The 22,501-nt window shown below is 51.7% G+C and carries 21 protein-coding genes; 12 read left to right on the top strand and 9 right to left on the bottom strand.

Annotation, left to right across the window (positions count from 1 at the left end):
* The first annotated feature begins 407 nt into the window (after nucleotides 1–407).
* Nucleotides 408–905 carry a DUF4168 domain-containing protein gene (locus tag ACP5D4_RS12140; RefSeq protein WP_428011884.1) on the top strand — a complete coding sequence of 166 codons (498 nt, stop codon included), beginning with the start codon at nucleotides 408–410 and terminating at the stop codon, nucleotides 903–905.
* Between the two features lie 23 nt (nucleotides 906–928).
* Here the strand turns inward: ACP5D4_RS12140 and ACP5D4_RS12145 are convergent, their stop codons facing one another.
* The gene (locus ACP5D4_RS12145) at nucleotides 929–2,086 is read right to left on the bottom strand and encodes a hypothetical protein (RefSeq protein WP_428011885.1); all 1,158 of its coding nucleotides are present in this window, start codon (nucleotides 2,084–2,086) and stop codon (nucleotides 929–931) included.
* 175 nt (nucleotides 2,087–2,261) lie between these two features.
* Between ACP5D4_RS12145 and ACP5D4_RS12150 the strand changes: the two genes are divergently transcribed.
* Nucleotides 2,262–2,750, top strand: a complete 489-nt coding sequence (locus ACP5D4_RS12150) for an acyl-CoA thioesterase (RefSeq protein ID WP_428011886.1) — start codon at nucleotides 2,262–2,264, stop codon at nucleotides 2,748–2,750.
* Here ACP5D4_RS12150 and ACP5D4_RS12155 read toward each other — a convergent pair.
* Nucleotides 2,703–2,873, bottom strand: a complete 171-nt coding sequence (locus ACP5D4_RS12155) for a hypothetical protein (protein ID WP_428011887.1) — start codon at nucleotides 2,871–2,873, stop codon at nucleotides 2,703–2,705. The two genes, ACP5D4_RS12150 and ACP5D4_RS12155, sit on opposite strands and share 48 nt — an antisense overlap.
* A gap of 188 nt (nucleotides 2,874–3,061) precedes the next feature.
* Between ACP5D4_RS12155 and ACP5D4_RS12160 the strand changes: the two genes are divergently transcribed.
* Nucleotides 3,062–3,562, top strand: a complete 501-nt coding sequence (locus ACP5D4_RS12160) for a HugZ family protein (RefSeq protein WP_428011888.1) — start codon at nucleotides 3,062–3,064, stop codon at nucleotides 3,560–3,562.
* Nucleotides 3,563–4,062: 500 nt separating this feature from the next.
* On the top strand, nucleotides 4,063–4,398 hold the full coding sequence (locus ACP5D4_RS12165) for a rhodanese-like domain-containing protein (protein ID WP_428011889.1): 336 nt from the start codon (nucleotides 4,063–4,065) through the stop codon (nucleotides 4,396–4,398).
* 19 nt (nucleotides 4,399–4,417) lie between these two features.
* On the opposite strand, the gene ACP5D4_RS12170 is transcribed toward ACP5D4_RS12165, so the two are convergent.
* A complete protein-coding gene (locus ACP5D4_RS12170) occupies nucleotides 4,418–4,843 on the bottom strand; it encodes a DUF4168 domain-containing protein (RefSeq protein WP_428011890.1) in 426 nt (141 codons plus the stop codon).
* 11 nt (nucleotides 4,844–4,854) lie between these two features.
* On the bottom strand, nucleotides 4,855–5,832 hold the full coding sequence (gene holA, locus ACP5D4_RS12175) for a DNA polymerase III subunit delta (RefSeq protein ID WP_428011912.1): 978 nt from the start codon (nucleotides 5,830–5,832) through the stop codon (nucleotides 4,855–4,857).
* A gap of 186 nt (nucleotides 5,833–6,018) precedes the next feature.
* On the opposite strand from holA, the gene ACP5D4_RS12180 reads away from it, so the two are divergent.
* Nucleotides 6,019–6,861 carry a DUF1868 domain-containing protein gene (locus ACP5D4_RS12180; RefSeq protein WP_428011891.1) on the top strand — a complete coding sequence of 281 codons (843 nt, stop codon included), beginning with the start codon at nucleotides 6,019–6,021 and terminating at the stop codon, nucleotides 6,859–6,861.
* A gap of 15 nt (nucleotides 6,862–6,876) precedes the next feature.
* Here ACP5D4_RS12180 and ACP5D4_RS12185 read toward each other — a convergent pair whose 3' ends face one another.
* Complete coding sequence (locus tag ACP5D4_RS12185) at nucleotides 6,877–7,716, bottom strand: M48 family metallopeptidase (protein WP_428011892.1); 840 nt, start codon at nucleotides 7,714–7,716, stop codon at nucleotides 6,877–6,879.
* Between the two features lie 187 nt (nucleotides 7,717–7,903).
* Between ACP5D4_RS12185 and ACP5D4_RS12190 the strand changes: the two genes are divergently transcribed.
* Nucleotides 7,904–8,431, top strand: coding sequence for a DUF4330 domain-containing protein (locus tag ACP5D4_RS12190; RefSeq protein ID WP_428011893.1), 528 nt, complete (start codon nucleotides 7,904–7,906; stop codon nucleotides 8,429–8,431).
* Nucleotides 8,432–8,563: 132 nt separating this feature from the next.
* Nucleotides 8,564–9,139 (top strand): HD domain-containing protein, encoded by a 576-nt coding sequence (locus tag ACP5D4_RS12195; RefSeq protein ID WP_428011894.1) that lies wholly within the window; start codon nucleotides 8,564–8,566, stop codon nucleotides 9,137–9,139.
* Between the two features lie 238 nt (nucleotides 9,140–9,377).
* Here ACP5D4_RS12195 and ACP5D4_RS12200 read toward each other — a convergent pair whose 3' ends face one another.
* The 4 genes from ACP5D4_RS12200 to ACP5D4_RS12215 all read right to left on the bottom strand — a co-directional run bounded on the left by ACP5D4_RS12200 (nucleotide 9,378) and on the right by ACP5D4_RS12215 (nucleotide 15,050).
* Nucleotides 9,378–10,277 carry a hypothetical protein gene (locus ACP5D4_RS12200; protein ID WP_428011895.1) on the bottom strand — a complete coding sequence of 300 codons (900 nt, stop codon included), beginning with the start codon at nucleotides 10,275–10,277 and terminating at the stop codon, nucleotides 9,378–9,380.
* Nucleotides 10,278–10,710: 433 nt separating this feature from the next.
* Nucleotides 10,711–11,715: a glycosyltransferase family 2 protein gene (locus tag ACP5D4_RS12205; RefSeq protein ID WP_428011896.1), complete on the bottom strand. Its 1,005-nt coding sequence runs from the start codon at nucleotides 11,713–11,715 to the stop codon at nucleotides 10,711–10,713.
* 1,167 nt (nucleotides 11,716–12,882) lie between these two features.
* Nucleotides 12,883–13,899, bottom strand: coding sequence for a glycosyltransferase family 2 protein (locus ACP5D4_RS12210; protein ID WP_428011897.1), 1,017 nt, complete (start codon nucleotides 13,897–13,899; stop codon nucleotides 12,883–12,885).
* Nucleotides 13,896–15,050, bottom strand: coding sequence for a glycosyltransferase (locus ACP5D4_RS12215; RefSeq protein WP_428011898.1), 1,155 nt, complete (start codon nucleotides 15,048–15,050; stop codon nucleotides 13,896–13,898). The genes ACP5D4_RS12210 and ACP5D4_RS12215 overlap by 4 nt, the downstream gene beginning before the upstream one ends.
* Nucleotides 15,051–15,487: 437 nt before the next feature.
* Between ACP5D4_RS12215 and ACP5D4_RS12220 the strand changes: the two genes are divergently transcribed.
* From ACP5D4_RS12220 to ACP5D4_RS12240, 5 genes are all read left to right on the top strand, one after another.
* Nucleotides 15,488–16,771: a glycosyltransferase family 4 protein gene (locus ACP5D4_RS12220; protein ID WP_428011899.1), complete on the top strand. Its 1,284-nt coding sequence runs from the start codon at nucleotides 15,488–15,490 to the stop codon at nucleotides 16,769–16,771.
* Nucleotides 16,772–16,861: 90 nt separating this feature from the next.
* Nucleotides 16,862–18,808, top strand: coding sequence for an ArnT family glycosyltransferase (locus ACP5D4_RS12225; protein WP_428011900.1), 1,947 nt, complete (start codon nucleotides 16,862–16,864; stop codon nucleotides 18,806–18,808).
* Nucleotides 18,809–18,861: 53 nt separating this feature from the next.
* Nucleotides 18,862–19,878 carry a glycosyltransferase family 2 protein gene (locus tag ACP5D4_RS12230; RefSeq protein ID WP_428011901.1) on the top strand — a complete coding sequence of 339 codons (1,017 nt, stop codon included), beginning with the start codon at nucleotides 18,862–18,864 and terminating at the stop codon, nucleotides 19,876–19,878.
* Nucleotides 19,875–21,077 carry a glycosyltransferase family 4 protein gene (locus ACP5D4_RS12235; protein WP_428011902.1) on the top strand — a complete coding sequence of 401 codons (1,203 nt, stop codon included), beginning with the start codon at nucleotides 19,875–19,877 and terminating at the stop codon, nucleotides 21,075–21,077. Before ACP5D4_RS12230 ends, ACP5D4_RS12235 begins: the two co-directional genes overlap by 4 nt.
* Nucleotides 21,070–22,359, top strand: coding sequence for a glycosyltransferase family 4 protein (locus tag ACP5D4_RS12240; protein ID WP_428011903.1), 1,290 nt, complete (start codon nucleotides 21,070–21,072; stop codon nucleotides 22,357–22,359). The genes ACP5D4_RS12235 and ACP5D4_RS12240 overlap by 8 nt, the downstream gene beginning before the upstream one ends.
* The last annotated feature ends 142 nt before the right edge of the window (nucleotides 22,360–22,501 follow it).

The raw sequence follows: 22,501 nt of genomic DNA on the forward strand, positions 1-22,501 counted from the left end.
CCCACCCACGTTTCAGGAGTTTTTCCTTCCACTTTTGGTGAGAACGAATCGCACGACCAGTCGCTACATTGGGGGAAGTGCTTTCACACGATACACCTCGTGGGATGGACTTGCACCATCATCGATATCTAGTTGTCAAGGTTCTATGCCCTTTGTGGGCTGTGTTCCTTGCCCCACCCACGTCTTAGGAATTTTCCTTCAACTTTTGGTGGGAACGAATCGCACAGGTGTAGTTCATTGTCAGCATAGCTATAGTTGACCACAAGCTATGCTGACTGGTAAATGCTTGTCTCATCCCCATCGAGGGGAATCGACTTCTCAAGGGGTGTCCATGTATCCCGACGCTCACCTTTCAGGTAGAGCGCGGGACTTATAGCCCCCCGAGCCCCCATCAGTTAAAGTTTTAAATGAGTTATTTCCAGAATTCTTTCAAAAATCGCGGTTTCCATCGGGATGTCCGAGCTTCGATCCGTCGTACTTTACTCGCGATCGCCTTCAGTGTTTGGATGTTCTGTTGGAATTTCGGCGCGATCGCCCTAGCTGAGGAGTCCGCCACTGAAACGCAATCGGACAAGGGGGTACCGGAAGTCACCGTTCCCGCTACTGTCGATTCCAATACAATTTCCTCCGAAAAAGTCAGTCAGTTTGCTACGGCGTATTTAAACATTCTCGATTTGCTCGATCGCCGGGGAAACGAGTTACAAGAGGCGGAAACGACGGCGGAACTCCAGCAGGTAGAACGGGAACTCGAAGCTGAAATTATCGAGTTTATCGACGATGCGGGATTGACGCCGCCGGAATACCTGCAACTGTTAACGCTGGCGAATTCCGATTCGGACTTTAGCGAACGGGTTGTCGCGCAATTACAAGAAATCGCCAGTCAAGCCACCGTTGACGATCGGTAAGGCCACTCTCAACTCTCCACGATCTAGGCTGGCCGATCGCTGATGCGATCGGCCAGATCGACCCCTTGTCCGAAATGGGCGATTACCGTTATCGCCGATACCAAAAAGTAAAATATCCGAATGCCCCACATACAGACGGCGAAGGACAAGGAGAGTCTTTCGGAGGTCAGCCCCACTTTACTTTCAACCCGAGACACCGCGCTCGATTCGAGTAAATCCAGCGAGTCCAATTGTGCGATCCGCACGGGTAAAGAAGGATAGCGAGCGGTATGTAAATAAAAGCCGAAAATTCCGGTTTGCGATACTCTTTGGTTGAGGTAAGTATCGGTGTGGGCTTTGGACTCGATTTCGGTGATGTTTTCGTTGGTGGAAAACTCTTGAATCCAGTTGTCGTAGCGAACGATGGGGCCGACGCTCAATAAAACTGGTAACAGGAGGATGACGACGGCGGCGTTAAAGCGAATGCCGAATTGACGAGGAACGAAGACGGTGGCGACGCCTAACCCCAAGCCGAGAATGGCAAAGACTAAAATGTTGAAAATTTCGGCCATTTCAATGCCTCGCATGAGATCGCCGAGAAATTGGATGCGATACAGGGAATTTTCGGCGAGAAGTGTTGTAAAAAGTTTGACGATGGCCGCTAAAATCACCGAGAGCGCCGATACAATAAGAAATAACAGGATGCCGACGATGAGTTTGAGGCGATCGAAGGCGGTTCGGGCTTGCTGCTGTCGGCGGGCTCGTTTTTGAGCCAGTTGGCGGGGAACGGGAGACGCTAATAAAGATACGGAACTCGGCCGGTTTGAGTTTCCGTTGCGATGTCCGTTGGCAAAAGATTCTCGACGGGGAGAGGCGATCGCGTTAGAGTGGGCTTCGGGGTACGTCGGCGCAGTGATATCTATGGTTTCCCGCCACAGGGGAACGGTACTCTCGCGGACGAAGGCGAGAACGGTAACGCGATCGATGGCGACGGCGTTCAGTTTTTCTAACCCTCGACGGACGAAATTCAGCATGAATTCCCGATCGGGCGGCTGTTCTCCTGTGGCGATCGCAGACAGATGCGTGCCGTCGATCCTCACGTTTACCGTAATCTGCTTGGCTTGCAGCGACTGGTTCATTAACGTGGCGATCGCCTCGGGATTACCTTGCTTGGCTTGGGTGAAAATCTCAGCTCGAACCATCGCTCTCGACTCGATTATGATGAAGTTGAAATTGACTTCGGACGTTTCGACCGGATGCCGCGACCGCCGCCGTCTTGTTCCCGTTCCTTTAGTCCTTCCGTCCGGTCTTCACTTGCAGAGCCGAGACGACGACAGAACTCAAGACAAAAGGGAAGCTCGTTTAGTGTAACCGCCGATGACCTATTTCCGCACGATCCGCTTCGCCGATACTGATGCGGCTGGTGTCGTATATTTTGCCAGTTTAATGTCTGTCTGTCACGAAGCTTACGAATCGGCCATGGCTGAATCCGGAATCGATCTTCGTTCGTTTTTTCGCGGATCTGATGTGGCAGTTCCTATCGTTCGGGCAGAAATTGATTTTTTTCAACCGCTGTTTTGTGGTGATGCGATCGAAGTCCGAATTACGCCCAATCAACTCAGTTCTAGCGAATTTGAAGTGATTTACGATATTTTCATCAGAGGATGCCCGGGCCGGGTGAGTCGTGCCACGACGCGCCACGTTTGCATCGATCCTCGTCAGCGACGACGCCAACCGTTACCCGAGGCTCTCGAACACTGGCTTTCGACTGCGACTCGCCCTCTGGAGTCTTCTGCTAAAGGATCGCTCGTCTCGGCCTTAGAAGTTCAGCCAGCCAATTCCCAGAAAAACCAGCCAACCGAGTAGGGTAAAGGCGGCAAACAACCCCCACATTAAGGGCAAAATCCATTTATTCTCGAAATAGCCTAGCAGCGGCGTAAAGGCCACTAACAGCAAAACGGTGAAAAATAGGATTAGCAAAGCCAGCATAGACGCTTGGGGAGAAGAAGCTAGTGTTATTATTGCCGCGAGTTGGGTGTTGGGCGGCAAATCTTAACGCCAGCTTTAACTCGATCGCTCTCGAGGGCGATCGCCTTTACGGTTATGTTGTAAATTTTTGTATAATTTTTAGACAAATATATTTTTTTGTGTTAATCAACCCCCTGGAAGATTCACCGATGAGTTCTCTGGAAACGGCTCAAGTTCAATACCGAGAGTTTCTGCGATCGCGTCGCAGTCTCATGCTGGCTACGGTAGATGCCTCGGCCAAACCCAACGCCAGTTACACACCCTTCGTCACGGACGAGAGGCACCATTTCTATATTTATGTTAGTGGTTTGTCCAGCCACACGAAAAATTTGATGGCCAATCCCCAGGCGAGTATTCTGCTGATTGAAGACGAGTCGAATACGGAAGAAATTTTCGCCCGTCGCCGTTTGTCGTTCGATTGTCATGTATTGTTAATCGAACGAGAGTCCGAGAGTTGGAATCTCATCCTCGATCGCTTTCGAGAACGATGCGGTGAAATTATCGATGTTTTGCGAAATCTCGCGGATTTTCAGTTGTTCCGTTTGACGCCCACCTCGGGACGGTTTGTCCTTGGCTTTGGAGCCGCTTACGATGTCGATTCTGAAGCGTTCGATCGCCTGGTTCCCGTCAAACCGAAATCTCAGTCTTAGGCAATACAATAGGGGGGCGATCGCGGGCGATCGCGCCCCTGAGATCCCCGGTATCTCTCAAATACCCGCTCGTTTCCCCACCGCGACTTTAAAACGAAATTCTGTCGTCCGTTCTCGTCCCACAAATTCCCCGAAAACCCACTTCAAACGGCTCACTTCGTTAAATCGGTGGGGAGCGGGTATTTTAAAGGAGATATTAGACCTATTTTACGCGATATTTTTGAAAGTTCCGGTTTCTTATCTTCAGGGCAAACTTAGCCACTGAGAGAGGACCTAGCCCGTTTCATCGGTTTCCCATTCCTTCGCCAAATATCGTGAAGCTTTATATAATTTTTGTTGCAGAATATTTCAGTTATTTGAGTGAAATTGACAGAGAGATTTTATTTTTTTAATACTGGGAAAGCTAGAGTATTTCAAGAGTTCGCAGTCTTTGACGTGGAACTCAGAAATCTCGAAACGCTCCGTTTGTCAAGTCCCAGAAATCAAACTTATAACTGACGATGGTTTCCTCAATCAAAGTCGAAACACTCGCGCAGCGTCTCGCGACGGAGACGAAACCCCTGCAACTGATCGACGTGCGAGAACCCGACGAAGTAGAAATTGCCGCCATCGACGGCTTTATCAACTTACCCATGAGTCAGGCGCACGAGTGGATAACGGAGATCGAAGAACAATTCGATCCGACGGCAGACACGATCGTATTGTGTCACCACGGGATTCGCTCGGCTTACGCCTGTCATTGGTTAGAAAGTCGCGGATTTTCCCAAGTATTTAACGTTTCTGGGGGCATCGACGCTTACGCGATCGTGGTCGATCGCTCCGTTCCCCGCTACTAACGTTAAACTCGCGTCAAAGTTATGTGTCGAGGCGCAACCATTCCTCCTCAAACAATTCCCGAAATTCTTCGTCGGAATTGTTTGACTCGAGCTTAGCTTTTTGCATCATCTCATTAAACTGCGACACCGTTAAACCCGCATTGCGAACGATATCCTCAGCGTTATGGCAATACTGGGTAATTTCGCGGCGAACTGCACGAGAAAAGCCTTCCACCGTTTCGGGATCGTTGCAGCGAACAGCTTGCAACGCCTCAGCTTCGAGGGTTTGAGGTAACGACTTGGACAACGCACCACGTTGCGCCTCAATCTTTTGTAGCGTCTCAGCAAACACCTGCGCCGCTTGCGCTGGCTCCATGGTGTCGGATACCGAAGACTCGGTTCCGCCGCCACAGCCCGACAACAGCGACAAGACCAACAGTCCCACGAATCCAATTGGCCGACTCACAGCCCGACTCCCTAAATACGACAAATTCCGCACAATTCTATCACTTTCATTTGGAGGGTCGCGACGGTATCGGCCCCCCGTTTGAGCTGGGCTTCGAGGGACAACAACACCGGAAGGGTTTGCTGTAACTGGGCGAGGCTGATACGATCGACCTCGCGGCGCAAAAAGTACACCCGTTTGGGATTTCCCACTTCTGCGGCTCGAGCGATCGCTTTCTCGTCTCGTTCCCGAGATTCCACCATCAACTTAACCCAAAGCCAGGTGCGAAACTGACCCGTCAACGTCGCCACAATCTTCAACGGGGCTTCGTTTCGGGCGATTAACTCCGACACCAACCCCAAGGCGGCGTCGGTTTTTCCCTGGAGAATCGCCTTCGCGAGTTGCAAGCTGTTTTGCGTCGTCGCCGTCACCAACTGTTCCACGGCGTCCGCCGTCACCTTGTCACCCCCGGCGAACAGATTTAACTTTTCCAATTCCCCAAACAGTTGGCGAGTATCGTTCCCCACCGCCTCCGCCAGCAGCCCCGTCGCCTCTTCCGTCAGAGTAACTCCCACGTCTTTGGCCACCTGACGGACGCGCTTTGCCAGTAAGTCGGTTTTCCAAGGCGGAATTGAGGCAAACTCCTGAAACTCGGCGACTTTCTTGAGCAGTTTGGTGGATTTCAGGCGGCTATCGGGTTTTTGTCCCGTGGTCAGCAACAATACCGAGCTGTCGGGAATGGCGTTGACGGTGCGTTCTAACTCCGCGTAGAGTTCCGCCGAACAGTGCTGACAGAGGTGCGTATTTTGCAGCCACACGAAGCGTCCGCCGCCGCCAAACGGAGGCGTCATGGCTTGGTTTAAACCCTGTTGGGTGGCTTCGGGGCGGTCTGGGGGGATTTTGTCGAAGTTAAACGATCCCCAAGCGGGATCGAGGGTGCGATCGCGCAACGCCTTCACCGCGCGATCGATGGCGAAATCATCTTCTCCCCAATAGACGTAAATCGGCATTTCGATTTCGAGAATTGATAATTGATGGTTGAGAATTGACAATTGGAGGCGATCGGGCGATGGGAAATCTCCCCACCTCGCCATCATCTCACCTCATCATCGCTCAGGAGTACGCAGGCTTGTCGGTCAAGACACCCGGTTTCTGCGTCAGTCCGAATCGCTGCAAATTTCCGCGATCGCTGTCTTTTGTCCCGCGAAATCGCCCATAATGCTGTAAGAGAAGGCTTTTGGGAGAACTCTATTTTGGACGATACCTATCAAATTTATCTCGATCGCGTGACGAACCTCGTGGGAACGGAGTCCCAAGCGAAAACGCTCCCGCACATTGTGGAATCTCCGAAATTCGCGCCTCATCCTGAAGGCGGACGCCAAGCCAAGCCGTTCCCCGGTTATAGCGTCATTACACCGCCCTGGCGCGACAGTCCTTCCGATAGTGGGGTTTACGAAGCGGTTCGCGCTTGTCAGAAGCGACTAAGCGATCGCCTCGATGGGGATTTTTTCGTCCCCGTTCCCAGCGAGAGCTTCCACTTTACCGTCGCCGATTTGATTTGGGATAGCGCCTACCGAGACGCCCTCGACCAATTCCCCGATTTCGAGGAGCGTTTGCGTTGCTGTATCGGCGATATTTTCCAGCAGATGCAAGATAGCCTCGTCGCCGCCCATCCCGTCCGGTGGAAAGTGGTCGGTTTGGCGGTGATGACGCGGGCGATCGCGGCTTGTTTGGTTCCCCTAGACGAAGCCTCCTACGATCGCATCGTGCGCCTGCGCCGCGCCCTCTATCAAAACAGCGACTTGATGCGCCTGGGCATCGAACAGCAATATTACTTTACCGGCCACGTGACCCTCGGCTATTTTGGGAACCTGCAAAGCGAGAGCGATCGCGCCGAGTTAGCGCAGTTCCTCACTCAAGCTGCGAACGAGACGTTTCAAGATGCGCCACCGCTGCATGTCAATCGCGTAGAACTGCGAAAATTCGAGGACATGACCCGTTACGATCGCTCGCCGAACTTTCCCGTTTTGACCCTCTAACTGCAACCGCCCAACCTACAGCAACGGTTGAATTTGACGGCGATAGTATCCTTCGTCTAAGCCGTCTCCCTGAGTCGCCGTGGCGGGGTCGAGGCGTTCTCGAAGTCGCACGATGCGATCCTCGGTGTCGGGGTGGGTGCTGAGAAATTCGGGAATCGAGGGGCCGCTGGTGAGGTTGTGATAGAAATTCACCATTCCCGCCGGAGCGTAACCCGCCGTTTGGATGAGGGACAGCCCCACTTCGTCGGCTTCGTACTCGGCGCGACGGCTGCGAGGACGGTTCAGCGCTAGTTCGTAACCGATTTGCACGAGAAGGTTGGGATCGACTCCCGCCGCGTCTAGGACTCCCTGGGCGATGGCGGCTTGTTTCATGTTGTCGATGACGTGACGTTCGACGATGTGACCGATTTCGTGGGCGATGACGCCGGCGAGTTCGGCTTCGTTATCGGCTTGGCGAATCAGTCCGGTGTTGATGTAGACGAAGCCGCCGAGGGTGGCGAAGGCGTTGATGTTATCGTCTCGTACCACTTGAAAGGTAAAGGGGAGGTCGGAGCGATCGCTGACGCGGACGAGTCGCTGGCCGATGCGATCGACGTATTCGGTGACTTGGCGGTTGTTGTAGAGGGTGATGTCGTGGTCGAGGAGGCGATCGTTAATTTGTTCGCCGATGGCTACTTCCTGGGAGTCGGACATCGTAGACAGTTGAATCAACTGCACCGCACTGGGAATGAGATCCCAAATGGAAAAGCCCAAAACCGCCGGGTTCGCCGTCGTCCAAACCCCCACTGCCGCGAAGACCGACAGTGCGATATAGGAAACGTGACGTTTTAAAGTATGTCTGAATCGAGAAACCATATCAATTTCAAGAAAAAATTTCTGCCTTACTCTCTATTTTGACGAACTTCAGGTCAAATAAGTTCGCGGTAAAATTCCGTTTGCGAGGGTTTTCAACCGTCGTCGGGGCGATCGCGCCCCTTCGCTGCGCCGTCTTCCCCAAATTTGTGATAATCTCTGACCGACAGTATTTTTTAACCCGCCAGTGATGAAACTTCTCGATTCAAAAGGTCGCTTGTTCGGTAAAGTCAGCATTCTCGACCTGGGCGCACTCCTGGTCATTGCGATGGTTTTCGTGGGAATTTTCCTCTTCCCGGGAACCTCGGGTTCGGTGGCACAAATCAACAGGCCTACGAAACCCGTGGAAGTGAGTGTTATCGTGCGGGGGTTGAGCGTTCTCGACCCGGAAGGGTTTCTGCAAAACTTGCGAGAAGCCGGAAAAACCAATATTGTGATTCGCAACCAACCGAGCGGACAAGTGGACGTGAAAAACGTCGAACGGCTGCCTCGGACTTTGGCGATTCCGCAGCCGGACGGGTCGGTGAAGGAGTTACCCGATCCTCGCGCTGACGAGCTTTACAGTATTAACATGATGCTGAGGTTGGGCGGAGAGGCTCAAATTACGGACAACGGCATAGTTTTGGGCGGTAGCAAGTTAAAAATTGGGACCCCGGTAGAGTTAGAAGGAAAAAGCTACAATTTCAACGGCAGCGTGATTAACGTGGAGACGTTGTAAACGGTTCGTTTTGAATATTTGTTGCCCTGAAATTCGAGAATCCGGTATTTTAAAGATGCCGGGTTTTAATCAAACAACTTACATTTTTGTTAATCTAAAAAAAGCTTGTCAAACCCTGTTTGAACTCGTTTTATGCAACTATCTCAACGGTTTACCGATGCCTTAGTTTGGGCGAGCGAACTTCATCAAACGCAAGTTCGTAAAGGTTCGGGAGTGCCTTATGTGGCGCACGTTCTGGGAGTGGCGAGTTTGGCGTTGGAATACGGCGCTAACGAAGATGAAGCCATCGCCGCCTTGCTTCACGATGCCATCGAGGATTGTGGAGGAGCCGCCATCGCTGCTGAAATTCGCCGCCGCTTTGGGGATAGGGTGACGGAAATCGTCGAAGGCTGTACGGACGCCCAGACGACGCCCAAACCTCCCTGGAGAAGCCGAAAAGAAGCTTATATCGCCAAGATTTTTTCAGCCTCGCCCTCGGTGCGTTTGGTGTCGGCGGCGGATAAGTTATATAACGCCCGATCGATCGTGAAAGATTACGCGATCGTCGGCGAGGATATTTGGGAACGGTTTCGCGGGAAAAAAGAGGGTACCTTGTGGTACTACCGCGCGATCGTCGATGCGTTTCGTCAGGTGGAAACGACCCCGATTGTCGCCGAACTCGATCGCGTGGTATCGCAATTGACCGCCCTGAATGGATTGAAAGTCTAGCGTTACTTTGACAGGATCCCTCGTTTGTCAGGCCAACGCTTATCAGCCAATAGGCGCGACGATCTTCGAGGTAATCTCGAGGCAGATCTTCGGAACCTCGGGAAATTTCAAACCAGTCCGTCGCACCGAAAGCCTAAATGGGACGAGCTTAATGGGCATGGCAAAAGACGAAACAGAGAATCCAAGGACTCTAGAGCCACGATTCATAAGTGAGGTTAAAGGAGTGCCAAATTCCGGATTAGGTTTTACTGGCAGAGGTTTTCAGCGTTTTGACTTTACCTGTCCAGAATTCTTGAAATTTCGTTGACAGACGCTGACTGTAGTATTTGAAATTTTTGCGCCGATACAAACATTCTTCTCGCTGGGGATGCCAACAGCGATGTCCGAGATAACTGTTGAGTTTTGTACGCAGCTTTTCGTAATCGGAATGGCGACCGTGGACGATGCGAACGGGATCGTTTAACAGCATAAAGAACGGCAGTCGGGCGTTCCAAATGTTGTGAGGTAAGACGTAAATTTTAATATCGACTTCTAACCAAGCTTCCATGAACGCGGTTTGGTCGCTTTCTCCAACGTGGTTGAGACTGTTGTTGTAAAGCTTTTCGGTATAAATGCGATCCCAGGCGGCAAAAAACCGTTGGACTTTTTCGTTTTTGCGATAGGCGATGACTCCCGTGTTATAGGGAACGTAACCTCGCATGGGTTTCCCGTCGATATAGGGGTGAGCGCGTTCTCCTGGGGCGATGGAAATGCATAGATCGAAGTAATCGAGCAGGTCGAACAACTCGTCACAGGAATCGTAAATGTAGGTGTCGGTGTCTAAAAACAAGGTCTTTTCATAGGGAGATGGCTCGTACATATGTTTGACTTTGTACAGCAGGGCTGCGATCCAGTTGCTATCGTAGGCGGTTTCGTTTTGACCGTCTTCTTTTCCCTGGGATTTGCGGCCGGCTAAGGCTTCGATCTCGACGCGATCGAAAACGGTTTCTTTCGTCGGACAATCGGTGACGAGGGTAATGTTGGCGTGGCGATCGACGTTTTTTAAGCTTTTGGCAGAAACCGCCGCTTCTTGGACGTATTTGTGACCCGTCGCCACGTAGATGTATCCAGTTTTGGGCTTGATGAGTTCGGATGCCACAGTGGAATCTCCTTGATTTTAAAGGTCTCTTGGATTTTATTTTTTGGGCGAATTTGTTGGGATATCAAATTTGTTGTTTCTGGGATTTTACTCCCAGATTAACGCTTGAAAAATTGCGAGAATGTGACAAGGTTGAAGTTGTTATTTTTGATTTCAAATTTAGGATAAAATCCTAAATTTTTGAAATTTTCTAATTTTCATCGTTTAATTTGATTATTTTTTGCGAAAACATCATTCGATCGCAGCCAAATGGGAGGTATTTCTCGAACGAACATCAAAGTACGCAAAAACAAAAGCCACCAAAACCAAAACATTCATTATTCATTTTGGGCGATCGACTATTTTTAAGGCGGGACGGTTTTAGGCAGTTCTACGCCGTTGTGACTCGCAGCAGGCTTCAAAAACGTCGTCTTAAACTGTCTCGATCGATAGGTCAAGTGGTGGCTTTTTTCAAAAACGGCTTTAGGGTGAGTTTTGCCGAGCGTTTCAGTCTGTTTTCAAAATTCACCATCTCGGCATAAAAAACCTCACCCAAGCGAGATAAAAGATAGTGAATTGTAAAATAAGGCATTTGAGGATTGACTCGACGAGCCAAGGCAAGATAATACTGTCCCCGCTTGACAGCGACCGGCGATTTGGCGACTCGAGCGTGACAGATTAACCGCCGTCCAATGTTTAACAAATACATTGCCTTTTCTCGAGATCCGAACTCACCCCAGTGATGGGGATTTTGCTGTAACTTCTGATGGTGTTTGTCCGTAAAAATCAGATATCCTTCCGTCACGGCGTGACTGTTGGTCGAACCCCGCTTTTCGTCTTCGTGGTCGAGGTACTGAACCAGTGGTTCCTCAATCACCTCGAAGTCGTAATGGCGGGCGATTTGCAACCACATATCCCAATCGCCACAACAGCGTAAACTCGGGTCGAAACGCGCCCCCGCTTGCAAACAGGCGCGGCGAATTATCACCGTGGACGGGGTGCCGACGAAGTTGGCGTACAGCAGTTCGCCGTAAATCGACCCGCTGAGGGTGGGTTGGCGCAGGTTTTTGATGTGGCCGTTTTCGTTGACGGCGGACAGCCAGGTGTAAACGACACCAACTTGGGGCGACAGTTCTTCAAAGCGTCGGACTTGTTTTTCGAGTTTTTCGGGCAACCACCAATCGTCTGAGTCTAAAAATGCGATATAGGTTCCGGTGGCGGCGTCGAGGCCGGTGTTGCGAGTGGCGCATTCTCCGGCATTTTTTTCGTGGCGAATGTAGCGGATGCGAGAATCCTTGAAATTTTTAACCACCTCTTCGGTGTTGTCTTGGGAGGCGTCGTCGATGACAATCGCTTCCCAATCTTGAAAGGTTTGGTCGAGGACACTTTGAATCGCACGAGGAATGAGAGTCGCACGATTGTAGGAAGGGATAACGATACTGACAGCAGGAGAACTCATGGTTAGAGATGCTATTTAGGGATTGCGGCCGAGCTGCATTCATTCCAGGGAGCGATCGACTGCGCTTTTTTCGACCGATTTACGACCCGTCGCAATCTAGGGGTATAGGGTCGTTGGCTTTCTGAGTTCAGATGCTACAGTCGAATCTACTTTGGGATTAAAAGCATTTTGAAAGTTTTTGTTGTGGGTCAATTTCTGGGAAACTTAGTTTTTTGGCAAGGCGCTCTATACGCCCAAGCGAGGTTTGGGCGATCGCGAGACTACAGCAATAGAAACATTGCCTTTTTTTATAAAAGCCCTAAGCTTAAATTCTAAATTTTCTAGGGTGAAGTTTATAGAATCTCGCTTTTGGGATGCATGAATTGTGGTCTCAACGCATTGAATTTAATACGCGATTGCATTGCTTTAAGTCAAAATAGCATAGTTTTTTGAAATTTTAAATATTTTCTAAAGTTTAACTGAGATTAAACAAAGTTCACCCTGAAGTTTTTTGGAGGATTCTGGGATGGGGATAAAATTTGTTGTTTAAAATACAAAATTGACGGAGATCGCAAATTGACCCCCTACCGTCAGGGTTTTGCCTCGGATAAAATTAGCCGATTGGCTTGAAGCCAGAAGATCCATCTTTTTTGATGTCAACAAAATGGGGTTTAGGACGGCTTTTGCCTACGGCAACAACAGGGGCTTTACTGCACCGAAAATCCTTAAAAATTAAAAATATTGGTGAGTTGCAGTTCCTATTTTTAGGGTGAAGTATTTCGAGGGGTTTTCACGGCGATCGCGTTGAAGAATCTGGCGAAAAACTTCACCTTCAAGGCGCTCGATCGATGAGTTTCTCTCGGGTGCATCTCAGCAATGTAATTCGATCGAATTGGTGGCTCTGCAATGAATTGAGCTGTTGTTGGGTTTCGCTATTGCTTCACCAAACCTACGTCAAACTCATATTTTTACATCCATTGAGAGGCTCTCTTTCTCTCCAGCACGATCGAGCGAAAAATCACTGTTTTTCAGAGCCGAAGCGAAAACCGATTGGCAGAACGATCGAATTCTGACCCGTATCGCCATCTCTTGAAAGGGTTCTCTTGCGATCGAGGGGGGATTTGTATCCTTTAAACGCACCGGGTCCAACCGAGCCGAATTAATAGATATTGTCAGTTTTGATAAATTCTAAGAATAACCTTTTTGCAAACGAGATAAAATTTGAGACGCGGTTTTGCGAAATTCGATTTCAGCCTCGTTCCAATAACGATAAGTCTGTTGTCCGAGACAAGCGGCGAGATAGTGTAGCCAGAACCGCAGCTTGGACGAGTCGAGTGCGATGGCGAGTTTGAGGTACGAACGTCCTGCGTCGATGGCATCTTTTCGCTCTAGAATCCCGCCGTGACATAACAGGCGTTGACCGAGATGGAAAAAGTGGCTGGATTTTTCCGAGGGGGAAAGGGTTCCTAATTTTCGATCGAGCCAATCGATATTTTGGTGATGTTTTTCTCGAAAAATTAAATGCCCTTCGACGACGATTTGGCTGTTTTTGGTGGCTTTTTCTCCCTGGCTCGATCGACTGGTATTGTCATCGCAATAGTTGACTAAGATTTCCGGAACCACCTCGAACTCGCAAAACGGCGCCAGTTGCAGGTAAAAATCCCAATCTTCCCCACATCGCAGTTTGCGATCGAACCGGACGCCGTTCTCGAGACAGTCTCGTTTCACCATCACCGTCGAGGGGGTTCCAATTAAATTGGCAAAGAGCAGGTTTTCTCGCAAATTCCCGCGATCGCGGGGATTGCGGACGCGCTTGAGGGTTCCCTCGGCGTCGGTAAACCCCAGCCAAGTGTAAACGACGCCCACAGTTGGCGGCGCCTTGGCGAAAACCTGAAGTTGTTTTTCTAGCTTTTCGGGATGCCAGGTATCGTCGGAGTCGAGAAAGGCGATGTAGGTTCCTTTGGCGGCTTCGATTCCGGTATTGCGAGCCGCGCAAACTCCTTGATTGGGATGGTGTCGTAAGTAATGAATTCGCGAGTCGCCAAACTGTTCGACGACTTGTTTCGTGTTGTCTTGGGAGCCGTCGTCCACCACAATGAGTTCCCAATCGGCGACGGTTTGCGCTAGAACGCTCTCGATGGCGCGATCGAGAATATAGCCGCGATTGTAAGAGGGAACTACAATGCTAACCGTCGGACGACTCATAAGGCGTTGACCTCCATTAATTTCAAATAGGCTTCGACTGCACTCTTGTTGGTAAATTGATCGAGCCAGTCGGCGGGTGCGGATTGATGATGTCCGGCGAGAACCTCTGTCATCGCCTCCGCTAAGGCGTCGCTGTCTCCTACGGGAACGAGGCTTCCGTATTTACCCCCGTCGAGGATTTCCGCCGGTCCGCTAGGACAATCCGTAGAAACGACCGGAAGTCCCAAGGCTAGGGCTTCGATGAGGACGGTGGGTAAGCCTTCCCACGCCGAAGATAAGACGAAGGCTTTCGATCGCGCCATATAGGTATAGGGATTGTCGGCGTAGCCCAGTAACGCGGCGTCCTCCTCCAGGTGCAGTTGGGAAATTAAGGCTTCGAGGGCGTCGCGATGGGGACCCCACCCCAAAATCCCCAGACGACAGGGCTGTTGTTGTCGCACTTTGGCAAATGCGCGAATCAGATTTGGAAAGTCTTTTTGGGCTTCTAATTTACCCACGCCCAGAAAGACGGGGGGTTCTCCTGGTTGAAACCAGGGATGCTCGATCGCCTCTCGAGCGCGATCGCGCAACTTTGGGGTAATAACTGGATTGTAAACCACCCGCACCCGGTCTAAACCGCTGGCTTGCGCCAACGCCTGCGCCGCACCTTGGGAAACCGTCACCACTTCGTCGGCGAGGGGATAGAGATACCGGACGGCGAAGGGAATGGCGAAGCGTTTGAATCCTTTTAGATTTCTGAAGGATTTGGAGACGGTGTTGTGTTCGCTGACGAGAATTCGCGTCGAACTGCGACTGAGGTATTTGGCGGCGATGGCCACTTCGTTAGCGTAGTGCATCGCCGACAGTAACGCCGCCGGACGTTCCCGATTCAGGTAGGCGACGAGGGCGGGTAACATGGTGGCGGTTCGTCCGGCGTTTAAGTCTACTAAACGCACGTTGGGGGGGATTTTACTGAGGTGAGGTCCCCAGGCTTTCCCTAATACGACATCGACGTTAAAGCCGCGATCGAGCAGTCCTCGCGCGAGGTTGAGGGTGACGCGCTCGGCGCCGCCGCCGCCTAAGTAGCTGAGAAAGAGGGCGATCGTCGGCGCGGTTTTCGCGGAGGAGTCCGAAAGTGCTGTTGGGGTTTCGGCGTCCGTAAGGTTCCACATCGTCTTCTCCCAAAAATTACTGATATTGTGGTTTGATTGTGGTTTGGGGACTCTCGGACGGTCGGGACGCCCGAACTGCGGTTTCTGTATCGATGCTACCTTCGACAGTCGTCCCGTTACAGCGACTTGGGGCGGGAGTTTGCACGAATTTTACATTCACCGATTGATTCTAAAAGTTTCGTAAATTTTATACGTAATTCCACTGAAATTAAAGTTGCGGAAGTAAACTCGTACCTGAAATGCTGTCCTGAAATGCTGTCTTGTGTTGAGTTTCCGCCTGGGTCGCCGTCTCCGTAAAACCACGGTGAAAACGGCTCGCCATCCTGGGATTTCCGCCCGAGATGGCCAGCTAGGGTGCGACGAGTTAGGGTTGTCCAGATGCTAGGCTCGGTGTATTGAGACGGCTCTCGACGGTTTCCCAAAATCTCGAAAAGTCGATGGAACGCTCTTTTTCTACCTGTTTTCCTAACCAAACCGCCGTCGCTTCCCCTGCGGGGGGAACGACGGTTTTGTTCGATTTGTCGGTTCGAGGACATCACCCGAGTTATTTACGACATCTCATTGAATATGCGGGGCGCGAAAACAGCGATCGATCGATCGCCGTCGTGGTCTCTCCTGTCTTCGTCAAGGAACATCCCGATGTGGTGGAACTGGCAAATCGGACGGCGGGAACTCGCGTCGTTCCCATCTCTGAGGCGGAATTCGCGGCTTTACCGTCGCGGAAGTCGAAATGGGGACGCCTGCGCCGCTATTTCGACGAGTGGGAGTTGTTGCGCCGCACGGCGCAACGGCTCGACGCCGCCCATTGTACGATTATGTATTTCGATACTTACCTGCTTCCCTTGGCGTTGGGGGCGTCGCTTCCCTGTCCGTTTTCGGGGATTTATTTTCGCCCTACCTTCCACTACTGCCAGTTTTCGGGCGATCGACCCTCTCGTAAAGAGCAACTGCAACGCTGGCGGGAAAAACTGGTGTTGAAACGGGTGTTGCGAAATCCCAATTTGCATCGGATGCTCTGTCTCGATCGCTTTTCTGTCGAAGCGGTCGATCGCCTCTCGCCGACGCCGAAAGCGGTTCCCCTCCCCGATCCCCTGGATTTTCACCCGGTTTCCGAAGCCCGAGTTTCGCAAATTCGCCAGGAATTGGGCATCGAACCCCAACGGCGAATCGCTCTGTTGTTCGGGGCGCTTAACGAACGGAAAGGGGTGTTACAGGCGATCGCCAGCTTGCGACAACTGCCCCCGGAACTCTGCCAACAACTCTGTCTGTTGCTGGTGGGAGAATCCCGCATCGTCGATGGCATCGAAGCCGAAATCGCCGAAGTTTTACGCGATCGACCCGTGCAAATCCGGCGACAGTACGAATTCGTCCCCGAAGCCGACGTTCCCGGCTATTTCCAACTCTGCGATCTCGTCCTCGCCCCCTATCAACGTCACGTCGGCATGAGCGGGATTTTAATTTGGGCTGCCGCCGCCGGAAAACCCGTTCTCAGTTCCGACTACGGCTTAATGGGGGAACTGGTGCGACGCTACCATCTGGGCATTCGCGTCGATTCTACCAACCCCGACGCCATCGCCCGAGGATTGACGCAATGGCTACTTGACAAAAACAACGTTTCGTGCATTGAGTCTCGACTCGATGCCTTTGCCCTGGAAAACGTAGCCGAAGAATTTGCCCGCGTTATCTTCGAGGCCGTGGACGAACCGTTAAGTCGAGTTTGAATTTCACAGGCTTGAATTTCACAGGCTTGAATTTCACAGGCTTGAATTTCACATTCTTCGTTTAACCTTCTTGCAATTAAAGGGATCGCGATGCTGGTCGTTCTACCGTTTCTCGCCTTAGCCCTACTGGTTCTCATTTTCCGCAAACGGGGCAACCCCTGGACGGACGCGGTTCTGTCCGGGGCGTTGTGTTGGGGGGCGTTCGTCGTCGTCACCACCGAACTGTTCGGCGCGTTCCAAGCCCTAACCGGGGTGAGTTTGACCCTCGTTTGGGGACTGTTAGACCTGTTGGCAGGTTTCTACCTGAGTAAATACCCACCTCGGGAAATGCCCAAACCCTCGCGAGAACAGCCGTCGCGGTTTCAGTGGTTTCTCATCGGATGTTCGATCGCCATCGTCGCCACCCTCGCCGCCATCGCCCTCATCGCCCCCCCGAATAACTGGGATTCCATGACGTACCACATGGGGCGGGTGGTGCATTGGATACAAAACCGCAGCGTCGCCCACTATCCCACCGCCATCACCCGACAAATTTACCAAGGGCCTTTCGCGGGATTTACCATCACTCAACTACAAATTCTCAGCGGGGGCGATCGATTCGCTAATCTCCTCCAGTGGTTGGCGATGGTGGGGAGTTTGTTCGGCGTCGCCGCCATCGCCCGAGAATTGGGGGCGTCGCTGCGGGGTCAAATCCTGGCCGTCGTCATCTGCGTCACCATTCCCATGGGGATTTTACAGAGTTCCAGCACCCAAACCGATTACGTGGGCGCCTTTTGGATGGTCTGTTTCGCCTACTACGTCCTGCGGTACTGGGACAACGATCGCAAAATCTCCCAGATTCCGCAAATGGGGGCGAGTTTGGGCTTGGCTATCTTAGCCAAAGGAACCGCTTACTTTTACCTGTTTCCCTTCGGCTTGTGGTTTGCGATTTCCAGCATTTGGCGATTTCGGACGCGGATTTGGAAACCCTGGGTGATTATGGGAGCGATCGCCCTCGGATTAAACCTGGGTCATTATTCTCGCAACTTCGCCGCCTTCGGGTCGCCCCTCGGCGCCACCGGAACCTACGATATGGGGGGATGGAGTCTGCAACTGCTGCTGTCGAACGTTTCGCGGAACCTGGCGTTACACCTGAGTACCCCCGTCCGCAAAATCAACCTGATAATTATCGGCGTCGTCGAACAGTTCCACCATCTCATCGGCGCCGACGCCAGCAATCCCCAAACCACCTTTCCACCCGGACAACAGTTCGACTTACACAGCCGCGTCAATCACGAAGACTTAGCCGGAAATCCCCTCCATTTGATTTTGGGATTTCTCAGTGCGATCGCCTTTTTTGGGAATTGGAAGCGGTTTGAGTGGAACCAACGGCTGAAACTGGCCTTGTATCTCGGCGCGATCGTCTTCGGCTTTCTTATGTTCTGTTCCCTCATTATCTGGTCGCCCTGGCGATCGCGGCTACATCTACCCCTGTTCGTCTTACTATCGCCCTTTATCGCCGTGGTGTTAGAACGGGTCGTAAAACCCCAACTGGCCAACGCCGTGGCGGTATTTCTGATTTTGGCGTCGTTGCTGTGGCTGCTGTTTAACGAAACCCGTCCCATTATCGCCAACGGTCAATATATTGAAGAAAATCGCGTCGTCAATATATTCAACACTCCTCGCAACGACCAATACTTTACGCCGCGACCGGAAATCCGCCAGTCTTACAAGCAAACCGTCGATTGGTTAGCTGAAAGCGGCTGTACCGATATCGGCTTGTCCTACAGCGGCGACGCTTGGGAATATCCCCTGTGGATGCTGTTAAAACAGCGTCTCGACCAGCCGTTTCGCATCGAACACCTGCGTTTAGTGGAGGAGAACCCCACCCAAGACCTCCCCTATCCCAACGGCGAATTTACCCCTTGCGTCATCGTCGCCAATCAAAACGACGACGTACAAGCCACCGAGTTGGAGTGGGGCGGACAAACCTTCACCCAAGCCGAAAAATACGGTGCGATCGCGGTTTTTCCCCGTTCCCCGTTCCCCGTTCCCTAAATCTCATCGATCGCGCATAAAATCCCTGATATACCCCACCCTCTCCGTCAGCGATGACTAAACTGATTATTCAAATTCCCTGTTACAACGAAGAAGCCACCCTGGGGGTGACGCTGTCCGAACTCCCCCGCGACATACCAGGGATCGATCGGGTCGAATGGCTGATTGTCAACGATGGTAGCGTCGATCGAACCGTCGAAGTAGCCGAAGCCTGCGGCGTAGACCACATCGTCAGTTTCGACCACAACCAGGGACTCGCGAAAGTGTTCATGGCGGGAATCGACGCCAGCCTCAAAGCGGGGGCGGATATCATCGTCAACACAGACGCCGACAACCAATATTGCGCCGCCGATATCCCCAAACTCATCGAACCGATTCTCAACGGAACCGCCGAGATGGTCGTCGGCGAACGCCCCATCACCGAGATCGAGCATTTTTCCCCGGCGAAAAAAGTCCTGCAACGCCTCGGAAGTTGGGTCGTTCGCATCGCCAGCAACACGAAAATTCCTGACGCCCCCAGCGGATTTCGCGCCTATTCTCGCAACGCGGCGATGCAGTTAAATGTTTTTAACGAATATACCTACACCCTCGAAACCATCATTCAAGCGGGACAAAAGGGAATGGCGATCGCCTCGGTTCCTATCCGAACTAACGGCTATTTACGTCCCTCGCGATTGGTGAAAAGCATTCCCGCTTATATCCAGCGATCGATCTTTACGATCCTGCGAATTTTCATGACCTATCGCCCCCTGCGGTTCTTTTCGATCGCGGGAAGTATTCCCTTCACCTTGGGGATATTGCTCTGTATTCGCTGGTTGATTTTATTTGAACCCGATCGCGCCCGCACGCCGAGTTTGATTCTCGCGGCAATTTTAATCCTCATCGGCTTTCAATTGTGGATGTTCGGATTAGTGGCGGACGTCATGTCGGCCAACCGCAAATTGCTCGAAGACGTGCAACTTCGCTTGCGGCGATCGGCTTACGAAAACCGGGAGTCAGAACTTCCTAACCTGAAGCAAAATCGAGCAAATCACTCAACCGAAAAAGCGTCCACTGAGGTCTCGTCATGACTGCAACCAACGAATCTCCTCCCCCCTTAAAAACAGGGTCGATCGATACCGCGTCGGTGCGCGTCGCGTGGCTGTTAACCTCCGCATTTTACTACTGGCAACCCGCCATGAAATGCCTCACGGATTTGTTCCCTAACACCACCGTTTACACCAGCCGCTGGCATGGATTCGCCCCCGGACTCGAAGATTCTTTTCATGTCGATATTGTCGGAGGACGTAAACTCGTCGCCCTCAAAAAAGCCGATAAAGGTTACGGCAGCACCTTTACCTATTTGCCCCTACAAATCGTCGGAAGACTGTTAAAATTCAAGCCCGATATCCTGTTTTCCAACGCCTTCGGACTGTGGACGTTACTCGCCTTAATATTCAAACCCTTTGGAGGATGGCGCGTCGTCATCGCCTACGAAGGAAGTTCTCCCAGCGTAGACTATCGAAATTCACCGTTACGGTTGGCGTTGCGGCGTTGGATGGTGCAAACCGCCGACGCCTGTATTAGTAATTCTCACGCCGGACGAGACTATTTAATTCAGATCTTAAATTCCAGCCCCAAGCTGACGTTCGTACAGCCCTACGAAGTTCCCGGAACGGAATCCTTAAAAATAGACAGTTCCGAGTTAGAAATCGAACTTTCGGATTTACAAAATCCTCGTTTTTTATACGTTGGAAGTCTAATTTTTCGCAAAGGATTAAAACCTTGGCTAGAATCCTGCGCCGATTTAGAACGGCGTAAGATTGGCGATTACAGCATTATTATCGTCGGAGACGGCGAACGGCGAGAAGAACTCGAAGCCTTTTGTCGCGAGAAGAAAATCGAACATCGCGTGCGCTGGGTGGGGCGCGTTCCTTACCATCAACTCGGGGCATATTTCCAACAATCGGATATCTTTGTATTGCCCACCTTTGAAGATACCTGGGGTATGGTTGTCCTCGAAGCAATGGTGCTAGGAAAACCCGTTCTCTGTTCGGAATATGCCGGGGCGGTGGAGTTGATTCGCGACGGCGAAAACGGCTATCGCTGCAATCCCGAAAAAACAGCAGAATTTTCGACCCTGATGGCTAAATTTGTAGAAAATTCCGATTTATCTAACTATTTAGGCAAAAACGCCCGCAAAACAATGGAAAACTACACCCCAGAAGCGGCAGCGGACTTTATGAAACAGGTAATTGAAAGAGTCTTAGGAGGCGAGTCGAATGACTGAAACCACTTCTCCCCCTCTGCACATCCTCCTGTCTGCCTACGCCTGTCGTGCCGGTTTAGGGTCAGAACCGGGTATTAGTTGGAATTTAGCCAAGGAATTGGCGCAATTTCACGAAATTTGGCTGCTGACACGGGAAAATAACCGCGATCGCATTGAAGAGGAACTGCAAAAAACACCGATTCCGGGGTTGCACGTAGTTTACTGCGATTTACCCGAGTGGTTTCAGCGACTCAACCGGGGTCAACGATTGGTACAACTCCACTATTATCTTTGGCAAATTGTCGCCTATTTCGTCGCCCGAGAGTTACAGGAAACTCATCGCTTCGACGTGGTGCATCACGTGACTTACGTGAAATATTGGAGTCCCAGTTTTTTGGCGTTGTTACCCGTTCCGTTTATTTGGGGTCCCGTCGGTGGTGGAGAGATGGCACCAAAAGCCTTCTGGCGGGGGTTTGGAACGCGGGGGAAAATTTACGAACTGCTGCGAAACGGGGCGCAACGAATTGGGGCGATCGATCCCTTTGTTAGTGTAACCGCCCGACGCAGTGCGATCGCCTTCGCCACCACCAACGACACCGCCGCCTGTCTCCAACGCCTCAACGCCCCCGACGTGCGCGTGTTGTCTCAGTTAGGACTCTCCGACGAAGACATCGCAACCCTAGAAAATTGCGCCCAAGACCCGCCGCAACCCGCCCGCTTCCTCAGCATCGGGCGGTTGTTGCATTGGAAAGGGTTCGATTTGGGATTACGCGCCTTCGCCAGCGCCGATTTGCCCGAAAACGCGGAATATTGGCTCGTCGGAGACGGAAAAGAGATCGATCGCCTGCAACATCTCGCCGCCGACCTGGGAATCGCCCAGCAGGTCAAATTCCTCGGAAAACGCTCCCGCGAAGACACCCTACAAACCCTCGGCACCTGCACCGCCTTAGTTCACCCCAGCCTGCACGATTCCGGGGCGTTAGTCTGCGTCGAAGCCATGGCCGCCGGCCGTCCGGTCTTGTGCCTGGACTTAGGCGGTCCGGCAGTTCAAGTCACCCCAGACACCGGCTTCAAAGTCTCCGCATCCGACCCGGATACCGCAATTTCTCAACTCGCCGAGGCCATGAAGCAAATCGCCACCGATGGCCACTGCTGGCAGCGTCTCAGCCAAGGCGGCCGAACCCGCATCCGCCAACACTACCGCTGGTCGGTGAAAAGTCGGTTTTTCAAAGACCTCTACGAAACTGTATGTGACTGTAGAGAAGAAGTCTCTTCAACCCCTCTCAGAGAAGGCGTTCCCTAAAGTTTTTACAAGTTTTTAAAAGTTTTTAAAAGTTTTTACAAAGATTAAAATCGACACTGGACACTCTGAATTATTTGGCTTAGTATCGTAACAAATTCCCGAAAATCTAGCCTTCTAAACCCTTGACTTCACCCATTAATTC

This window comes from Baaleninema sp. (assembly GCF_049974805.1).
In the GTDB taxonomy this organism is placed as follows: Bacteria; Cyanobacteriota; Cyanobacteriia; order Cyanobacteriales; family Geitlerinemataceae; genus Baaleninema.